This is a genomic window from Candidatus Gracilibacteria bacterium, from assembly GCA_041661045.1.
Lineage (GTDB): Bacteria > Patescibacteriota > Gracilibacteria > UBA1369 > 2-02-FULL-48-14 > 2-02-FULL-48-14.
Map to the genome: position 1 here is coordinate 460,810 of JBAZVE010000001.1, position 17,414 is coordinate 478,223.

General features: G+C 50.9%; 23 protein-coding genes and 1 tRNA gene. 13 read left to right on the forward strand and 11 right to left on the reverse strand.

Translation table 25 applies throughout. The features are described 5' to 3' along the window. Positions 1–19: 19 nt before the first annotated feature. Positions 20–1,051, forward strand: a complete 1,032-nt coding sequence (locus tag WC777_02090) for a hypothetical protein (GenBank protein MFA6023984.1) — start codon at positions 20–22, stop codon at positions 1,049–1,051. On the opposite strand, the gene WC777_02095 is transcribed toward WC777_02090, so the two are convergent. The 3 genes from WC777_02095 to WC777_02105 form a co-directional block, all read right to left on the reverse strand. After that, positions 1,052–2,875, reverse strand: coding sequence for a VanW family protein (locus WC777_02095; GenBank protein MFA6023985.1), 1,824 nt, complete (start codon positions 2,873–2,875; stop codon positions 1,052–1,054). Then, positions 2,868–3,170, reverse strand: a complete 303-nt coding sequence (locus WC777_02100) for a YtxH domain-containing protein (protein ID MFA6023986.1) — start codon at positions 3,168–3,170, stop codon at positions 2,868–2,870. Before WC777_02100 ends, WC777_02095 begins: the two co-directional genes overlap by 8 nt. A 69-nt stretch (positions 3,171–3,239) precedes the next feature. Further along, positions 3,240–4,796 carry an Rnase Y domain-containing protein gene (locus WC777_02105; protein ID MFA6023987.1) on the reverse strand — a complete coding sequence of 519 codons (1,557 nt, stop codon included), beginning with the start codon at positions 4,794–4,796 and terminating at the stop codon, positions 3,240–3,242. A 52-nt stretch (positions 4,797–4,848) separates the two neighbouring features. Here WC777_02105 and WC777_02110 point away from each other — a divergent pair, with 52 nt between their 5' ends. Then, a complete protein-coding gene (locus WC777_02110) occupies positions 4,849–5,244 on the forward strand; it encodes a hypothetical protein (protein MFA6023988.1) in 396 nt (131 codons plus the stop codon). On the opposite strand, the gene WC777_02115 is transcribed toward WC777_02110, so the two are convergent. Genes WC777_02115 through WC777_02125 form a run of 3 tightly spaced genes read right to left on the reverse strand, consistent with a single transcriptional unit; the run spans position 5,183 to position 7,285 of the window. Next, a complete protein-coding gene (locus tag WC777_02115; protein MFA6023989.1) occupies positions 5,183–6,361 on the reverse strand; it encodes a cysteine desulfurase family protein in 1,179 nt (392 codons plus the stop codon). The genes WC777_02110 and WC777_02115 overlap by 62 nt on opposite strands. Beyond that, positions 6,349–6,756: an HPF/RaiA family ribosome-associated protein gene (locus WC777_02120; protein ID MFA6023990.1), complete on the reverse strand. Its 408-nt coding sequence runs from the start codon at positions 6,754–6,756 to the stop codon at positions 6,349–6,351. Before WC777_02120 ends, WC777_02115 begins: the two co-directional genes overlap by 13 nt. 10 nt (positions 6,757–6,766) lie before the next feature. Further along, a complete protein-coding gene (locus WC777_02125; protein ID MFA6023991.1) occupies positions 6,767–7,285 on the reverse strand; it encodes a cob(I)yrinic acid a,c-diamide adenosyltransferase in 519 nt (172 codons plus the stop codon). 74 nt (positions 7,286–7,359) lie between these two features. Here WC777_02125 and WC777_02130 point away from each other — a divergent pair, with 74 nt between their 5' ends. The 4 genes from WC777_02130 (at position 7,360) to WC777_02145 (ending at position 10,077) form a co-directional block, all read left to right on the forward strand. Further along, on the forward strand, positions 7,360–7,764 hold the full coding sequence (locus WC777_02130; protein MFA6023992.1) for a hypothetical protein: 405 nt from the start codon (positions 7,360–7,362) through the stop codon (positions 7,762–7,764). A gap of 7 nt (positions 7,765–7,771) precedes the next feature. Next, positions 7,772–8,230, forward strand: coding sequence for a hypothetical protein (locus tag WC777_02135; protein MFA6023993.1), 459 nt, complete (start codon positions 7,772–7,774; stop codon positions 8,228–8,230). A gap of 387 nt (positions 8,231–8,617) precedes the next feature. Beyond that, complete coding sequence (locus WC777_02140) at positions 8,618–9,214, forward strand: hypothetical protein (GenBank protein ID MFA6023994.1); 597 nt, start codon at positions 8,618–8,620, stop codon at positions 9,212–9,214. Continuing rightward, positions 9,184–10,077, forward strand: a complete 894-nt coding sequence (locus WC777_02145) for an FAD:protein FMN transferase (GenBank protein MFA6023995.1) — start codon at positions 9,184–9,186, stop codon at positions 10,075–10,077. Before WC777_02140 ends, WC777_02145 begins: the two co-directional genes overlap by 31 nt. A 33-nt stretch (positions 10,078–10,110) precedes the next feature. Here WC777_02145 and WC777_02150 read toward each other — a convergent pair whose 3' ends face one another. From WC777_02150 to WC777_02160, 3 genes are read right to left on the reverse strand one after another with little or no spacing between them, the layout of a single operon-like run. Continuing rightward, on the reverse strand, positions 10,111–10,941 hold the full coding sequence (locus WC777_02150; GenBank protein ID MFA6023996.1) for a UbiA family prenyltransferase: 831 nt from the start codon (positions 10,939–10,941) through the stop codon (positions 10,111–10,113). Next, the gene (locus WC777_02155; protein ID MFA6023997.1) at positions 10,941–11,744 is read right to left on the reverse strand and encodes a diacylglycerol kinase family protein; all 804 of its coding nucleotides are present in this window, start codon (positions 11,742–11,744) and stop codon (positions 10,941–10,943) included. Before WC777_02155 ends, WC777_02150 begins: the two co-directional genes overlap by 1 nt. Beyond that, positions 11,660–12,184 (reverse strand): hypothetical protein, encoded by a 525-nt coding sequence (locus WC777_02160; GenBank protein ID MFA6023998.1) that lies wholly within the window; start codon positions 12,182–12,184, stop codon positions 11,660–11,662. The genes WC777_02155 and WC777_02160 overlap by 85 nt, the downstream gene beginning before the upstream one ends. 79 nt (positions 12,185–12,263) lie before the next feature. On the opposite strand from WC777_02160, the gene WC777_02165 reads away from it, so the two are divergent. Beyond that, positions 12,264–12,518 carry a hypothetical protein gene (locus tag WC777_02165; GenBank protein ID MFA6023999.1) on the forward strand — a complete coding sequence of 85 codons (255 nt, stop codon included), beginning with the start codon at positions 12,264–12,266 and terminating at the stop codon, positions 12,516–12,518. A 475-nt stretch (positions 12,519–12,993) separates the two neighbouring features. Here the strand turns inward: WC777_02165 and WC777_02170 are convergent. Then, positions 12,994–13,070 (reverse strand) — tRNA-Asp (locus WC777_02170). A 160-nt stretch (positions 13,071–13,230) separates the two neighbouring features. Between WC777_02170 and WC777_02175 the strand changes: the two genes are divergently transcribed. The 6 genes from WC777_02175 to WC777_02200 all read left to right on the forward strand — a co-directional run bounded on the left by WC777_02175 (position 13,231) and on the right by WC777_02200 (position 16,916). After that, a complete protein-coding gene (locus WC777_02175; GenBank protein ID MFA6024000.1) occupies positions 13,231–14,349 on the forward strand; it encodes a glycosyltransferase family 1 protein in 1,119 nt (372 codons plus the stop codon). Positions 14,350–14,361: 12 nt separating this feature from the next. Continuing rightward, on the forward strand, positions 14,362–14,664 hold the full coding sequence (locus WC777_02180) for a DciA family protein (protein MFA6024001.1): 303 nt from the start codon (positions 14,362–14,364) through the stop codon (positions 14,662–14,664). A 2-nt stretch (positions 14,665–14,666) separates the two neighbouring features. Beyond that, entirely contained in the window at positions 14,667–15,611 is a 945-nt protein-coding gene (locus WC777_02185; protein ID MFA6024002.1) for a hypothetical protein, read from the forward strand. 153 nt (positions 15,612–15,764) lie between these two features. Continuing rightward, positions 15,765–16,205 carry a 30S ribosomal protein S16 gene (gene rpsP / locus WC777_02190; GenBank protein ID MFA6024003.1) on the forward strand — a complete coding sequence of 147 codons (441 nt, stop codon included), beginning with the start codon at positions 15,765–15,767 and terminating at the stop codon, positions 16,203–16,205. 18 nt (positions 16,206–16,223) lie between these two features. Further along, positions 16,224–16,496, forward strand: a complete 273-nt coding sequence (locus WC777_02195; GenBank protein MFA6024004.1) for a KH domain-containing protein — start codon at positions 16,224–16,226, stop codon at positions 16,494–16,496. A gap of 12 nt (positions 16,497–16,508) precedes the next feature. After that, positions 16,509–16,916 carry a hypothetical protein gene (locus WC777_02200; protein ID MFA6024005.1) on the forward strand — a complete coding sequence of 136 codons (408 nt, stop codon included), beginning with the start codon at positions 16,509–16,511 and terminating at the stop codon, positions 16,914–16,916. Here WC777_02200 and WC777_02205 read toward each other — a convergent pair. Further along, positions 16,913–17,368, reverse strand: a complete 456-nt coding sequence (locus tag WC777_02205; GenBank protein ID MFA6024006.1) for a hypothetical protein — start codon at positions 17,366–17,368, stop codon at positions 16,913–16,915. The two genes, WC777_02200 and WC777_02205, sit on opposite strands and share 4 nt — an antisense overlap. Positions 17,369–17,414 lie beyond the last annotated feature (46 nt).

Sequence of the window (17,414 nt, forward strand, 5' to 3'; positions counted from 1 at the left end):
CCTTATCAAACAATGACTTATGAGCAATCGACTTGGTCTTTTACTGACAGGAGGGTTGCTCGCATTGGCGGGAGCAAAAGAAGTAGAGGGAAGTCCCAAAGACAAATGCGGGTGGCGCCCTCCGGAGCAGGGGGTTGTGCTTGCCGAACGGTGTGATATTGCAGGTGCTGTACAAACCATCGTCTATATTATGGACGAGCACCCCGAAACCCAAGAGGGTCTTTTGGTTCAAAGGGATAATTTTGCTATTCTTCAAGATTTGGTTCGTCGAAGAGGGTCTTTCCCTCTGGTACAAGAAAACTTCTCCGAAAAATCCTTGGAGGGATGGATTGCCAGCTCGCGGGGCGTGCCCAAAGACCATCCCTATCGCGATGCTTTTCTGCCTCTTGTGGAACTCTACGACTTGCCTGCCCGCAAAAGGCCTCGAGAGGCGGAGACACTGGTTGGGATTGTACCTGTAATAGCCAGCATGGCTGCTGCCGTTGCTTACCCTAAAGATATTCGTCTGGTTGCACCACAATATGATAAAGCGCTTGAAAGAGAGTCTCTTGAGCTTTTGCGAAACGCTGATGAGGGCCTGGCTATGTTCGATACCCCTGGCCAATCTTTTTGTGCCTCAGGGGGTGAGCTTTATACTCTCTCACAACTCATACGGGCGACGGAGGCTGACACACTGAGTCCCGAGGGACAGGATTGTTTTTGTGGACTCTTGAATCAGATTGAGGAGGATAATAATAGGGGGTCTCAACTTAGAAGAACGGTCGTTGCCGAAGGTGAAGCTCAAACGGCTCTTGGTTTTGGTGAAGATTTTGTGGTTGTTTATGCGGGTGCGGCGCACGCCCTCAGTGCGAAGTCCGCTTTTGATGCCGCGGGGGTAAATTATAGATTTGTAAGTGCAAAATCGGGGTCAGCGTCTGCGAAAGTGTTTACCATGCAAGGAGATGATGTCCTAAGTCTGGATGAAATCCACACGAATAGTAACGGTGTGAATGTTTGTGATGGCTGGACATCCAGTGGTGACCATCAATGGCTGAACCTTGGCGGGTTTTAACTACTCGCTGGCACCCTCTAAATACTTGGCGGGGCGGGCTTCGTAGGCGGAGTGGATGTTTTCGCGCACGCCACTGGCGGTGGCGGCGTAGGGGCTGATGATGAAGTTGGGGTCGGTGAGCTGGTCTTCGGTGTAAGTGGGGTAAAGCACGGTGCGGTACCAGTCGGTTTTGAAGCCGGTGTGGGCGTAGGAGTCCAGCACGCGCTCGCCGGGGGCGAGTTCGTCGGTTATGGTGATTTGGGGCGTGCTGATGGAAGTGTAGTCGTAACTGTAAGGACCTTCCATGGTCACGGTGCGGCCGTCGTTGGTTCCATAAAATACGAAGTAGGCGTCGAAGCCATCGGTGTAGCCTTGAATGAGGAGATCGGCGGGGGTGTCGTTCATGAAGCGGAGATCCGGATTGGGATCGTAGACGGTGGCGTCCAGGCCGTAACCGTACGGGTAGGCGTAGTAGGAAACCGCATAGGAGTGATTTTTGCGCGCGGTGATGGGGAGGCCGCTGTAGAGGGCGGCGCGGAACATGGTGGAAGACACTTGGCAAAGGCCGCCGCCGTATTCGGGGATGGTTTCATCGCCTTTGATCACGAGTTCGGGGAGCCAGCCGTGGGCGGCATCGATGGGGCCCATGAGACCGGTGAAAGAAAATTCCGCCCCTTGTTCAATAATGATGCTGTTGAATTGCTGAAAGCCGCGATTCACATTGGCGATTCGATTGGTGGGTGAGGTTTTGTAAGTGGAATAGCCCACGCCCACAAGCTCCGTGATGCCGCGCTCTTTGAGGGAATCGGGGACGGTGATTTCCGGTTTAGTTTGAATGAGGGGGAGGGCAATGGAAGAAGCGGGCTCCTCTTCCGTGGGTTCTGTTTGGAGCGCATTAAAAAGTGCGGTTCGCAGCTCGGTTTTATCGATTTCTCGGCCAAATCGGGCGCTGCCGGTGAATTCATAAGATCCGTCTTCTTTTTCTGTGATCACAACAGGAAGCGGGTCTTGTTCCACTTCCGGCACGAGGGTGTTTTCTACAAATGTGATGAAGGGCGCTTCGTTGATTTCCCATTCCGCTCCCGTGCTGCTGAATTCCGTGACGGGCTTGATCCAATCGATGTGATCGATCATCGCCAAATCCCAAGAGTCCCCGTATTCATCGGTGAGAGTGAAGCTGCGCTTTGCAAATTTTTCCGCGAGAGGGAGAAGGGATTCGAGTTCCGCCGTGCGGATGGCGGGTTCGCTGGTGAGCAAGGGGAGGGTGTCGGAGGCGGGAACGGTGGCTCCATTCTCCCAATATCCTTCGATTTGTTTGGTGAGGGTTTTGAGATCTATTCCATATCCTATTTGCTCTTCCAGAATCACGACTTGTCCATTCTCCACACCAAAGCTTGCATCTTTATTTCCCTGCTCAATTCCGGTCTCGGCGAAAGCGGTTTTGAGTGCTTGCTCCGAGATGGTGAGGGTGGGGCTCAAATTTTGCCCAAAAAGATAGAGGGTGATTTTGTCGAGGGCGTTGGCATCCGTTGGGAAATTGAGCAGATATTGAACGCTGTCTTCGCTTTGTGCATCCACGCCGAGGGCTCCGAGAGAAGTGGTGATTTGGCCGCGCTCGGAGACGAGAGTGAGGGGAGCGGTGAGGAAGTTTTCTTCTTCAATTTGTAGGGCGAGCGCGGCCTCTTCAAACGAAGAGTATGCGGAAAAATCCACTTGGTCGGCGTGTATTCTGCTTAAAAAGTGGGCATCGGGGAGCTTTGTGATGTGGTAAGCCGCCGCAACAAAAGAAAGCAGCCCCACGGAGAGCAAAGCTCCGGCAAGCACTTGAGTCTGACTTCTAGTCATGATCTAGGGATTTGGATGTGGGTCCGCTTGGAGGCAAAATTTCCATTTCGTTTGGAATTTCCTTCATGTCCACCGCAGCCTTTGGGCTGGATTTGAGTTTGTGGATCGCCTTTTTTAGCAGTTTTTTACCCAGTTTTAAAAGTCCCGTGCCGGTTTCTTTGGCCACTTCACGCGTTTCACTTCCTTTCTTTGGCGCCAATCCCATTCCGATGGCGGATCCGATGGCCGTGCCCAAAATGGCACCCATGATGATGTCATCCATGCTGGATTTCTTCTTTCCATTTTCTTCAGACATAAGTCGGGGGTTATTTGTGGAGCTTATTGATGTTGCTTGCGCAACTTTATTGCTTAGGCACTGAAGTGCCTACTTGCGAGGCTTATGCAGTTCACGGGCATAGTCCACAGATTTGGTGGTGCGGATCAAGTTTACCTTGATCACTCCCGGGAAGGCAACTTCCTCTTCGATTTTGTCCGCCATGCTCTCCGCCAGGGCTTGCATGTCTGAATCTTGGATGCGGTCGCGGTCCACCATCACGCGAAGTTCACGCCCCGCCGACATGGCGAAGACTCGGTTCACGCCCTTAAAGGACATGGCCGCTTCTTCCAGTTTTTGGATGCGCTCAAAATAGTTGGTCACCGACTCTTGGCGCGCACCCGGGCGGCCTCCCGATATGGCATCCACTGCTTTCACAATAAAATCTTCCGGTGCCACGCAGGGCACTTTGTCGTGATGCGCAAAGGCCGCGTGAACAATGCGGGGGTCGTAGCCGTGTTTTTCTAAAATCTCTTTGGAAAGGTCGTCGTGCGCGCCTCCCACATCATGATCGATGGCTTTGCCAATGTCGTGATAAAAGGCTGCTTGCATCGCCACTTGCGTGTCCGCTCCAATCGCATCCGCGATCATGCGAGCGGCAAAGGCCATCTCGTTGGAGTGGCCCGTAACATTTTGTCCGTAACTGGTTCGCAGGTAGAGTCGTCCGGTGTAGTTCACCAACTCGGCGGGGGTGGTTTTGGGGTCCAGACCCAAGAGTTTGAGGGATTCTGCTCCTTTCTGATCGCAAAGTGCCATGATTTCCTTGTCCGCCTCATCCACCGCTTGCTTAATGAGTTCGTGATCGATGGACCCTTTCTTTTTTGCCAGCGTCTGAAGTTTTTCGATGGCTCGTTTGGCGATATTTCTTCGAATTAAATTCACTCCACCCACATGAATGGTTTGAGGGTTTCCAAGGTTGAAGATGATGGATACTGGCAGCAGGGATTCGAAATATTCCACATTGATTCCATTTTTTCCAACCAAGAGTCCCTTGAACTTGTCGTCTTTTACTGTGATGGAGGTGTTGTTTTTATCCACCGAACTGCCCACGCCCAAGCGTTGGATCACAATTTGCAAAATGGATTTGGCATGTCGGGATGCGTCTTCTTCCAAGTCTTCAAGCGCTTGTTTTTTGCGTGCTTCCGCGTTGGTTTGGATGAGCTCGTCCAGGTTGGCCCGGGCTTCTTCCAGGGCTTTTTCTGGCGTGAGTTTGCTGCGTTTGCCCAGTTCCTCCACCGTCTTTTTGCCGAGCTCTTCCTCAGCCTTTGAAAGTTGTTCCAAGTCCGCCTTGAGGCGCTGTACTTGCTCTTCCACCCCTTTGTTTCGGTCTTCTCTCCGTTTTAGAATTTCCTCTTTTTGATTGATGAGTTTTTCGCTTTTCTCCAGTGTTTCTTCCATGCTGGCTTCCTCCGCTGCAAAGGCTTTCTGCATGGCCAAGATGCGTTCTTTATTCTCATGAGCGATTTGCTTTGCCTCCGCCTCCGCTTCCTTGAGCTTCTGCTCCGCGTCTTTTAGGTCTCCCGTTTCTTGTGGATGAATTAAAAAGTAGGCTGCGGCACCCGAAATTCCGGCGGCGATGAGGGCGACAAAAAGGCTGAGAAGTGACATAGAATTGAATTTACCCGCATTTTAGCTTAAGATGCGGCCAATCGTAAAGCATATGCATTCACTAGAAGAAGCTAAAGGTCCGCGGCCCGATAGGGTTTTTGTTTTGCCGGACAGTTTTTTATGCTCCTCCGAGAAGCGCTTGCTGGATTTTAGTGAGTTTGTGTGGTTTTTTTGTGATAAATATAAACTGGACCCTGCTGTGGAACTGGCTTCGGAGGAGTGGCAAGACCAGCCCCATCCCAAAGCGAAGTGGGGGAGCTGGGCCGGTTATGGACGAAAAGGGCTTGAGGCTGTTTATGCGCAATACTGCAAAAGACATAGGGAGGAATGCCTCTACCGCGAAGAAGTGTTGGCGGAAGACCAAGCTCTAAGCTTCCCCCCGACATTTATACAAACATTCCAAGAAGTTCGAAAAGTAGTGACTGCGGCCCTAAGCTTACTCATTTAAGAACCTTCTTCAGAATTTTGAGCGCAGAGCTGATTTGGGCGGACGAGGTTTCGCGGCCCAGAGTGAGGCGCAAGGACTCGCCGGCTTTTTTGGGGGATTGACCCATGGCGAGGAGCACGGAGGAGGGTTCGGTTTTTCCGGAAGAACAGGCCGAGCCGCTGGAGGCGGCGAGGCCTTCCAGATCCAGGCGCATGACAAGAGTTTCGCCGAGTTGACCGGGAACATGGATGTTGATGTTGTTTTCTAAACGATGTTCTTGTGAACCGTTGAGCGAGAGGCCCGGAATGGTGAGGAGGCCTTCTAAAAGTTCATCTCGCAAAGCTCCAATTCGTGCGGCTTCTTTTTTGCTGTCCTTGAGGGTGAGTTCCAAGGCTTTGGCAAAACCCACAATCGCCGCCGTGTTCTCGGTTCCCCCTCGCATGCGAAACTCTTGTCCGCCCCCTAAAATGAGCGGCGTGATTTGCAGCCCTTCGCGAATATACAAGAGCCCAATCCCCTTGGGGCCATGAATTTTACCGCCATTGAGGCTCAGCAGATCCACCCCCAAGTGATCCACATTGATGTCTGAAAATCCTGGAGCTTGGCAGGCATCGGTGTGGAACAAAATCCCACGGTCTCTACATATTTTTGCGCTTTTTTTGATCGGCTGCAGTGTGCCCACCTCATTGTTGGCCAGCATCACAGAAACCAGTACGGTGTCTTTGCGCAGAGCGGCTTCAATTTCTTTGGGGTGAATAAGCCCTTCGCTGTCCGGCGCCACTTCAGTGAGTTCAAAGCCAAAATTGTCGCGCAAGTAACGGGCGGGCTCCAAAACAGCGGGGTGTTCGATGGCGGAAACCACCAGATGCTTGCCTCTCTCTTGTCTTCCAAAGGCTGCGCCATAAATGGCGGTGTTGCAGGATTCCGTTCCGCTTCCCATAAAAATGATTTCGTGTGGAGAAAAGGCTCCCAAAAGTTCCATGCAGGTGTTTCGCGCGCTGTCGATGGCGCCCCGAGCCGTCTGACCCATTTGGTGGATGGAGGAGGCGTTGGCGAAATGCTCCGTCAAATACGGCATCATCGCCTCGAGCACTCGCGGGTCGAGGGGGGTAGTGGCGGCATAGTCTAAATAAATCATACAAAGGCTTCTTCCGCCATTTCAGAGCTCAGCTCCGGAGCCAAAGATTTCATCGTACGAATGGATCTTTGTCTTCGAGGAGGTTCGCGCAAGCGTTTTAAATGTTTGGTCAGTCTTTGCTCCAATTTTTCTATGGCAAAATCCAGGGCTTCGGTGATGGTGTGTTTGGTTTCGCTGGTCATGAGGCGTTTTCGTGGAATCTCCAAAATACAGGTGAACGCGAAGGCGGTGTGCTTGTGGTGTTTTTGAATTTCGGGAAAGAAATGTACGGCATCCGAGTCCGGGTAATGCGCTTCAATCACTGGCATCAATGCCTCCAACTTTTTGGCCAGATAAGTTTCGAATTGTTCCTGTTCCGGCTCTGTAAGATTGCGGACCCTTTTGTGAATTCTCATGGTGGCGGGGTTAAGAGCTAAACGGAAGATCACTGTATCATACCTTCCAAATAATTTCATCCGTTTTTGTATCCATATTTATTTTGCGGGCCAAGACAAAAAGAAAATCGGAAAGGCGATTGAGGTAGGGGGTGATGTTTTTTGGGAGACCGGAAACTTCACACACTCGGCGTTCAGCACGGCGGCAAATGGCGCGGGCACGGTGCACTTGGCAAGCCAGCGGATGACCGCCAGGCAGGATGAAATTCTTGAGCGGAGGCAGTTCGTTCTCCAATTCATAAATGCTTTTTTCCAAGCGCTTGAGCTCTTCTTCAAGCACCACGCGGCCGGCATCCACACGCGTATCCGCCACCAAAGATCCAATCAAAAAAATGTTTTCCTGAATGTCTTCGAGCTCCAGCCCGGTGAGGTTGGAATTGAGCTCATCCAAAACGCCCACGGCTTCCACTCTTGGGTCTGTTTTCTTGACTCTTTCTCCCGAATACAGACTGGTTTCCCCTTGATCTCCGGACTTGGTGACGATGCTCATGAGTAAAGCATACAAATGTATTGCTTCCGTCTCAAGCCCTTTGCTAAGCTGGCGGCACTTTAACTCAAGCACCCATGGCAGACGCTGTTATGCAAGAAAAGATCAAGCTTCTTCAAGAGAAACTTCAAGAACTCAAAGAGCTCAAAAGTCTGATGAAGGATATTGAAGACGATATCCCCATGGAGCTGGAAGATCTTATGCTTCAACTCAAGGACCTCAAAAAACAGGCCAAGGATCGTAAAGATGAACACTTGAAGCAGATTCTTACGGACAATTTGGAATACAGCGAATACCGCGAACGCGTGCAGGCGGCAAAGGAAGAAATCGCACAAGCAAAATTGGAAATCTTCACCATTGCGGCGAACCAAACCCGAGAACATGGGGATTTGGACCAAACGGTGGTGGTGGATGGTGCTCCTTTCCGTTTGCAAACTCAAAAGGAAGTGGCCGTTTACCTCAACGGGAAAGTGATCAAGTAGTTGCCGTTTGCTTGAATGCGGGCTCCCACTTGAATCCTGCGCTCACCAAATTGGCACCGATCAAAGCAAAGAGTTCTGGATACGGAAGGCTGAACTGCGCAAAGATTCCGAAAATCCCAGCGGCCATGGCTCCGTACGCCACCTGCTTCCATGGAAGGAATGGGGAGGTTTTGGGTTCCGCAAGCATGATGCAGGCAAAGAAATAGATGAAAGAATCCATAAAGGTGAAGCGAAGGGCCTCGGCGTCCGTGCGGAGATAATGGAGCACCGCAAAGACCGCAAGAAAGCTGACCACCAGAGGAAATTTACGCCACACGGCAAATCCTCCAAAAATCCATACCGCCATCAAGAGCAGGGAAATGGGCAGTTCGACGCCCCAAAAATTCACAACCCAAAAGGAAGCGCCCCACCAAGAGGCGAAGGGGAGGTCCCAGCCCACGATGGCACCCAGTCCCGCGCTGATTAAAATTCCCGTTGCGGCGGGGTTGATGATGGGAGAGTTCTTCCATTCTACAAAAAACTTGAGGGTGATGGCCGTGACCGTGGCGAGCACGGGGTAAACAAGCGCGGGGAGTCCGCCTGCCGGATGCAAGACGAGGAAGATCAATAAACAAGTGACCACGGTGTCCCAAATGTTCTTACGCTTGCTCGAAAACCGCGTGTAAAACGCGTAGAGCAAGAGGCCAAAACCCAGCGTGAGCCCCAAGTGGAGTACGCTTGCGCTTCCCCAATTGTAACCCAAGGCCACTGCTGCAAAAACCGAAAGGAAGAGTGCAAACCGTTTGATGGGATCGAGCTTGAATTTCATAGGCGTGTGTGAGAAAGTATTTTCCACAGTATTCTAACACTCTCCATGCAAAATACCATTCGTTACGCACTCTTTTTGTTCATCGTCAGCGGACTTCTTTTTACAGCCTGTGATCGTGAAGTGGTGGACCCTGATTTGGAGATCCCAACTGCTGAAGAAGTTGAGGAGGCGACCGGGATAGACACTCTCGAAATGGATGAAGCGACGGATGAGGATGGAAATCCAGTGCCTCAAGTAGAGGACGACCCCGAGGACACCAGCTCCACTAGAAACGGATCCACCGGCAGTGACTCTGCGTCTGCCGAAGAAAGCAGTGTGTATGAAGATGGCACTTATTCCGCTGATGGCAGCTACACCAGCCCCGCCGGCGCCGAGAGCATTGGGGTTTCTTTGATCGTTGAGAACGACATCGTCACAAGCGTGAGCATTCAGAATAAAGCCACCGATGCAAACAGCGTCATTTATCAGCAGCTTTTTACGGAGGGGATTTCCGCTCAAGTGATCGGTAAATCTTTGGACGAAATCGGGGGATACAGCTCCGTGAATGGCAGCTCACTCACTCCCAATGGTTTTGATCAGGCCTTGGCCAGCATTAAAATGGAAGCGGCTCTGTGAGAATTGAGCTCCAGCATCGTGCGCTAGGAACGCCCATTTTGGTGACGGTGGTTTTGGGTGCAGAAGAGGATGAAGAGCGGGCACGGGCGGCCGTGGCACTGGCTTTTGCAGAGGCGGACCGAATTGAGCAGACTTATTCGCGATTCTTGGAAGGCAACGAACTGAGCCGACTCAACGCTCGGGTGGGGCAGTGGACAGCGGTGAGTGAAGAGTTCTACAAGTTGATTGAGTTCGGGGAGCGGGTGAAACAAAAAACAGGCGGCGCTTTTGATCTTACTGTGAAAACCATTTTGGAGGGCTGGGGGTACGATGCGAACTATTCCTTAAAAGAAAGCGTGCCCGGGCACACGGGGCGAATTGACCTGCTGGAGGGAAAAGTGCGACTGAGAGCAGCGATGGAACTCGGCGGGCTTGGAAAGGGCTACGCCATCGACCGCATGGATAGCTTTTTGCAGGACTTTGAAAATGTGTGCATCAATGCCGGCGGCGATTTGCGTGTGCGAGGGGATGATTCAGAGCTCCGCCGAGGATGGCGGATCGTTTTTGAGCATCCCACGGATATCACCAAGGGCATTGGCTTTGTGGACGCGAGTGATTTGGCTTTGGCGTGCAGCAGTCCTTCGCGCCGAAGCTGGCGAGACAAGCACCACCTGGTGGATGCCCGTAACGGCCAGCCAGCCTCCGATATGCTGGCGGTCTACACACAGTCAAGCGCGGCCCTTTTGGCGGATGCGTACTCCACAGCACTTTTTGTGATGGGCTATGAAAAAGCCAAGGCTCTGTTGGGGGCGGATGGGTCGCTTTGCGGTCTGGTGGAAGCCATGTTGATCGGGCCTGATGGAAAGATTTTTTTGAGCGCTGGGTTCCAGGGGGAGTTGTTTGAGAAGTAAGGGTGGAGGCGCTGCGGTGACACCATCTGGAAGCTACACTAAAGCCGCAATGACGCACAGCAAAAGTAAGGCGACCCAGGCTTTATTCTTCAAAAGGTAGTGGGGCTTGATCACCAGAGCCGGATCTTTAATGAAAAGCGCGCTGGTGTACATGATCAGTGCCAGGGGTAGGATGAGTTGGGGGAGAGGCCAGCCCGCTTTATACAGTTGATAGGAAGAACCGACAATCAGTAAGTAGGCGGCGATGCGGATGGGATGGCAGACAAATGGAGTGTAGTAGCGGAGCACGGGTTTGTGCTCTGCGGCACGAGTGCTGCCGAGCAGTTTGATATCACTACGGCGTTTGTGTGTAAGGAAGAGGAGAATGAGTGAAAATAAAAAAACAAAGTAGGGAATTTGAAGTGCTTCGGGGGGCTCTTTTAGGCCTGCTGCCATGCGGAGCATGAAGTTGGCTCCAATGAGTAAAAGATCGAGTATTGGTAGATTTTTGAGCCCAAGAGAGTAGGCCGTGGTGAACAGAAAGTAGAGCCCAATCAGCAGTCCATAAAAAATGCCGACTTGGCTTATAACGGCCACGACGATGAGCAAGAGAACGGTGGTAACCGCGAGTGCTTCCTTCCCGGTGACTTTTCCGCTGGCGAGGGGGCGGTTTTTTTTGGTGGGGTGGAGGCGGTCTTTGCTCCGGTCGAGCCAGTCGTTTGCAATGTAGGTCACGGAAGAAATTGCACAGAGGCCGATGAACCCAAGGAGGAGATTCGACCAAGGCTGGACGCTTGTGGCAAACAACACCGGAGCAAAAATGATGAGGTTTTTGTACCATTGTTCAATGCGGAGCAGTTTGCGGATGGTTTGAAAAGTTTCCATTATTTTTTACAAATGATCTTAAGTGCGGCGGGGAGTGTTTCCACGGTCACCACTTTTCCTTTCAACACCTCCCCATCCAATTGGAATTTGAACTCTTTGGGGCTTTTGATAGAAATCGTTTTACCCTTGTGGTGCTGCAGTAAGCCCTTGGAAGTAAGCACGAGTATATTGAGCACTCCATCGTCAGGCCGGATGGGCACGAGGGGAAAGGGGAAGGCGTTGAACACCATGATGCTGCGGGCAAACACGGCACTTCGCTGCCCGTCTATGGTGAGTTTATAAGGCTCCGGCCGGTAAAACAGAGCTGTTTTTAAAAAGACCCAAGCATAAGCGAGCAGGCCCAGTTTCCGCTTGAGTTCGCGCGGAGTTTCTTGCATGAGAAAGGCGTCGTAGCCGCGGCCAACCGCAATGGTTCCGTAGTGCGTGCGGTTGATGCGCATGATGTCCAACGAACGAGGTTTGCCGGTGAGTCCCATTTTGAGGGCGCGACCGGGCTGGAGCAGTGGAATGCCCAACGAGAGGGCGAGTAAATTCCCGCTGCCTTGCGGCACCACCACGAGTGGCATTTCCGCCTTGGTCTCCATCATGGCGCGCACCACTTCCGCCACGGTGCCGTCGCCGCCGCTCACTACCACTCGATCGTATGGGTTCTTAAAAAGCGGCAAAAGATCTTGGTTTGGCCTTGTTTCGTACCATGTGTAGTCGTAACCGTGTTTTTCTAAAATACCTTGAAATAGGGCGCTTGTGTCGCCCCATTTCTTGTGCCCTGAAACGGGGTTGAAAATGACGAGTGCTTTCTTCATATTAGCCGGGAAAAGATTTTTGCGTCCAGGAGGTAAAGCACTTTGTCGATCCACGATTCATCCCGACCCACGAGGGTTTTAACTTGTATAAAATCGCCTCCACTATTACGGGCCAGGCGCCCATCGATGATGGCCAAGTTCCCAATCACAAGGAGCGGCTTCCCGCCCTCATTCCCCACTAGATCCAGTAGCTTTTTATTCGGCTTGCGAAGCTTGGTCTCCAAGTAGGGGACCCCACAAGTTTTTGCGACTCTTCTGTTCCGGCTTATGTCTTTGCTATTGGTGCACAAATGCAGTTCATTCTTGGCTTTAAGCTCTTTTATTTTCCGCAGCACCGGCGCCTTTATTTTGTCTGAACCCTCCTCCGTGAGGGTCCCATCTATATCTAAAAAAATAAGTTTCCCTTCAAACGGCGTATTGAGTTCACTGAAGAATTTCATCTCTTTGATTATAGCAAGACCAAGTCGTTGACTCCACTCACAAAAAGGGTAGCATTTAAGACTCTCGTAACCACTGCCTATGAACTGGATTTTTTGGCTTCTGGTTTCGGCGGAACTGATCTCTGTTTCGTTGTGTTTTTGGAGTGTTTATAGGCTCTACAAATACATCCGCGCGTACTGTTTTGCTGAATCGGTGTACACGCTTCTTTTTGGGTTTGTGCGGTTGAGATATTTTGTTTATGCCTACCTCACCATTGTCTTTTTGGCCACCATCGCCGGGTTCATTTTTGCCTTTTCACTCCTCAATCATGACTTCTCCGCGCAAGAATTTTAAAGGCCAGATGGATGATGAGGTGGTGCTCTCCTACTTTCGTCGACACTGGATTCACATCGCACTTCCTTTGACCACGCTGCCCCTCTCTTTCTTTGCTTTCATCTTTCTCCTCATTTACACTTTTGGGGCTCAAAATCCCACGAATTTGATGGTGGGCCTCATTGTTTTGGGCCTTCTTTTCATCACGGGGTTGATTCATCATCAATTTCTTTGTGTGTTTCGTTACTACCTCAGCACGGTGATCGCCACCAATATGCGCGTGGTGATTTTGGATAAATCTGTATTTTTTAGGGACAGCAAGACCGCCGTTGACTTGGGTAAAATTCAGGACATTCAAAAAAAACAGATTGGGGCCTTTCAGCATCTGTTCAAGTTTGGCACTTTGCGTTTGGAGCTTTCGGGGGGGGAGCCCATTGAAATCTCTTTGGTGCCTCAGCCAGATTTTCAGTTCAAGAAGTTCAATGAACTCAAAAAGTGGCGGGATGAACGGGACTCGAACCCGCGACCTCTGCCGTGACAGGGCAGCGCTCTAACCAACTGAGCTACCATCCCACTTAAGGGCTTGCGCACTGTAGCAAAGCAAGAACTGCTATGCAAGCGAAAGCGGGGGGTGCCTCTTGCGCGGCGTTATTGCTTAGGCACTGAAGTGCCTGGGTGCCGCTTGCGCGGGGGGCTGAGTTCGGGTAAAACAGTTTCGCTTTAAAATATTCCCATGCGAATCGGCATCGATGCTCGAATGTACAGCACGGAGTTTACGGGAATTGGAAGATATGTGTATGAATTGGTTAAACAGCTGAAGGAACTGGATGATAAAAACGAGTTCGTCCTTTTCATGAATTCGCCGGAATACGAAAAATTTGAGGAAACGCGCCGCGTCAAAAAAGTTCTCGTAAAAGCCAAGCATTACTCCTTGCGAGAACAGCTGGGTTATTTGTGGACGCTGAAACGCGCCAAGTTGGACTTGATGCATTTCACTCATTTCAATGCACCGATTTTTTACCGCGCACCCAGCGTGGTGACCATTCATGACCTGACTTTGTCTTTTTTCCCGGGCAAAAAAATGAACTCAGCCTTTTACCGGGCCGCCTATAATCTTGTGCTCAAATCGGCTGTTAAAAATGCTAAAAAAGTGATTGCGGTTTCTGAGAATACCAAGGCGGATTTGATCGAAATCGCCCACACGGCGCCCGCCAAAGTGGAAGTGATTTACGAGGGGGTTGGAGAAGAGTTTGGGCCGCGCGGCGATAAGGAATTTCAGGAGCAGATTCTTCAAAAATATGGTGTTGCGAGGGACTTTTTGCTCTACACCGGAGTTTGGCGCGGGCACAAGAATTTGGTGAATTTGATCCGGGCTTTTGCGCTGCTCCGTGAGGGGCCCGAGGCTTTTGATTTTCAATTGGTCATCACGGGTGAGGAGGATCCTTACTACCCCGAGGTGAAGCGCACCGTGAAAGAACTTGGTCTTGAACATCACACGGTTTACACCGGCATGGTTCCCGAAAAAGAGTTGGTGGCCTTGTATCAGAGTGCAACCGCTTATGTTTTCCCTTCACTTTACGAAGGGTTTGGCCTTCCTCCGCTTGAAGCCATGCGCTGCGGAACTCCGGTGGTGGCCTCCAAAAGCTCCTGCATTCCGGAAATTTGTGGGGAAGCCAGTGCTCTCTATTTTGACCCTTACGACCCTCAAGACATCTGCAATGCCATCCAAAAACTGCTGCTCGATGAGACTCTGCAAAAAGAGTTGCGCGAATGTGGACTCAAGCACAGCCTCAAGTTCTCTTGGGAAAAGATGGCGGAAAGAACCCTGGCGGTGTACAATGAAGCCCTTTAATGAGGCCTCGCTATGAACGACTTTGTCCACTTTTCCCAATTCGTCCCCAACGCCCTCAAAAAATATAAATTGACCCGCGAGGCCCGGGCCGGTTTGGTGTGCGCGCGCTTCCGCACCATTCTTCCCACCATTGTGGGCGACGACTTGCCCGAAGCCGTGCATCCCAAATTTTTAAAAGCCGGCATCTTATTTGTGGCCGTCCCCAGCAGCATCTGGGCCCAACGGGTCTTTGTTCATCGTCATGAGCTCTTGCTCAAACTCAACCTGCACCTTGGAAAGGACTGGGTTAAGGATTTAAGGACGGTGGTTGAATAGTTATGACTAAGAAGAAAAAACTAGAAACGGTTCCTCCTCCGCACGAACTCATTTTACAGGGGTTGAGGGCTTTTTGTGAGGATTTTTTATCGAGCTATCCTCTAGTTCATGACCCTTTGATGAGGAACCTAGAGGTGATGATTGCTGGTTTAGATGAAGGTTATGATGCCGAAGACTGTTTGTCTCTTGCTGCTTCTTTTTTTAGTGAGCCTATTGTTGATGAGCTCTTGCAAGAGTCAGGCCTGACTGTAGACCTTTTTTTTATCCGTTTGGCAGGCCGGGTAGATGCTTTGCCGGCTAAATCAGTCACCCAGAGTCATCTTTCAATTTTGGAGGTCACTCTCGGCATTCGACAGGATATTTTGAAGGAAGGGTCGGAACGCCCAGAATCTGTTGCGTTTGCTCTTGGCCGCTTGGTGGCGGACAGGCTTCGGCCTGGTTTGATGTATTTTGTGGGTACCGCTCCTGATTATCCTACGGCTATCAATCGTGCACTCTCTTTTCTTTATCTCTCTGTAAGTGGTTTTTCGGGTGGTGCCGAGGTTCAGCTTCAAGAGTGGATAAAAGGAGTTCCTTCCGATCAGGGCTTTTTGCGAAAAATTTACGGGGATTTGTTTGACCGCCTCAGAAAAGAATCGATTTGGCGTGATGAAGTAGCAAACACCCTCTCTGCCTTTCTGCCAGAAGACCAACTTCAACAAATCCGCACGGGTGTATTTTCTTGGCCGGATGAAAAAGATATGCCCTCTCAAGCGTTTTTAATCTACCGCACGCTCGTTTTATTTTGGATTCCTCAAGCCTTATTTTCCAGCGTCTTTGGCAGGCTGAACTCCGCAAGCAGCACCGATGATATCCTCCAGGTACTGGCGGACTACAAATTAGAGAACCCCGAGCCTGAAAGGCCACTGGCTTGACCCGTCCAAATTTGTTGTAAACCATACTCTTAAGAGTGAATGGGGAGGGTTTTGGTGGTTTTGTCTAGGGTGTGGTGGGCGGGGAGGGTGACTATTTGGCCTTTCCCTGCCATTTTTCCGCTTTCTGCTTGACAATTCTTGCTTCGTAACTACAATCGGTAGGCAATAATTTTAACCCCTGAACTTGTGCAGGTTATCCGTCTGACTCGAATCGGTAAGCAAAACCAAGCGGCATTCCGCATTGTATTGGCTGAAAAATCTAACGCTGTAAAAGGACTCAACCAAGAGATTCTTGGGTTCTACAACCCTGCAGAGGGGAAGAAGATCGAGTTCAATAAAGAACGGATTGAATTTTGGATTTCCAAGGGCGCTCAGCCCAGCGACTCCGTTGCGTCTCTCTTAAAGACCAATGGGATGTCCGGAATGGAAAAGTTCATGGAACTTCGTAATAAAAAGCACCGAAGCAAGAGTGCGCCCGCTGAAGTGGCTGCCCCAAAGGCCGCTCCTGAAGCCAGTGCTCCTGCGCCCGCCGCGGTTGAAGCGGCACCTGTAGCTGAAGAGCCCGCCGCTGTAGCCGAAGAGCCCGTTGTGGCCGAGGCTCCAGCCGAGGAGACTCCTGCTGCTTAATCCCTAACTCCCATTTTTATGGCTTCTGACTTGCACGACAACGCTCGAGATTTTATTGAATTTGTAGTGAAAGCGATTGTGGACCACCCCGAAGAAGTGGAGGTGACTCAAACGGTGGATGACCTTGGCGTTCTCATCACCTTGAAGGTGAATAAGGAAGATATGGGAAAGATTATTGGAAAAGCGGGCCAAACGGCAAAATCGCTCCGCGTGTTGCTCCGTATGATGGGCGCCAAGCTGGATGCGCGATACAATTTGAAAATCATTGAACCGGAAGGACAGTCCGTGTAGTATAGCTGGGCTATGAATCTTTCCACACTTGTTATTGCCGCTGTTACCGAAGGGTCCGTTTTGGATGTTGCTCAGCAGTACGATGCCATTGAGGTGATCAATCGAGTTATTGCGTACGCCATTATTGTGGCGGGTTTTCTGAGCGTGGTTTTCATCTTCTTTGGCGGAATTTCCTTTATTCTTTCCGGTGGACAGGATGATAAAATCAAACAGGCCGTTTCCACGATCCGTTATGCTATTGTCGGGCTTGTGGTGACGATGTTTTCCGTGGCGATTGTTGCCATCATCGGCCGCGCCATGGGGCTGAATGTGATTCAATACATCAACCTGGGTGAGATTTTTGATCTCATCGCAAACATCACCTCTGGAGCAGATTCCGGGGGGCCCAACGGGGGGTCTTTGGACTGAACGGCTGACTAAATCTTCATCAGGGCCTTGCCTTGGCTGCGGAGGTTTTCCCAATCGTAGACGAAGGCGAAGTTTTCAATGACTCGGACGAGGGCGGCGTGAATATTCCACACCCCAAGCTTTTGAAAAAGAATGGCGTTGCCACTCTCTTCTACCGGGTTGTAATTTTCGGCATCTTTATGCAAGCCTTGAAGCATGACCGGCACAATGCCGTGATCCACGATCATGGAAAACTGGGGGGGGAGTTTTGGGCTGAGCACCACCCAAATGTGGGCTTCCTCCAGGGCCTCTTCGAGAGAAAAGACATGAGGAATGGATTTCCCTGATCCTCCCAAAATATGGAAGCGGGCGGGGAGTTCTTCCAAGCCCGGCGTTAGGCTGTCCACCAGAGCGGGGTCAGCGCCGCGCACATCGAGTACGATGTGAGGAATCCGGACCTTGAGCTTTGTGGTTGTTGATGACATTAAGACATTATAGCAGATAACGGGTGGATTTAAAAGGGCTTCTTAG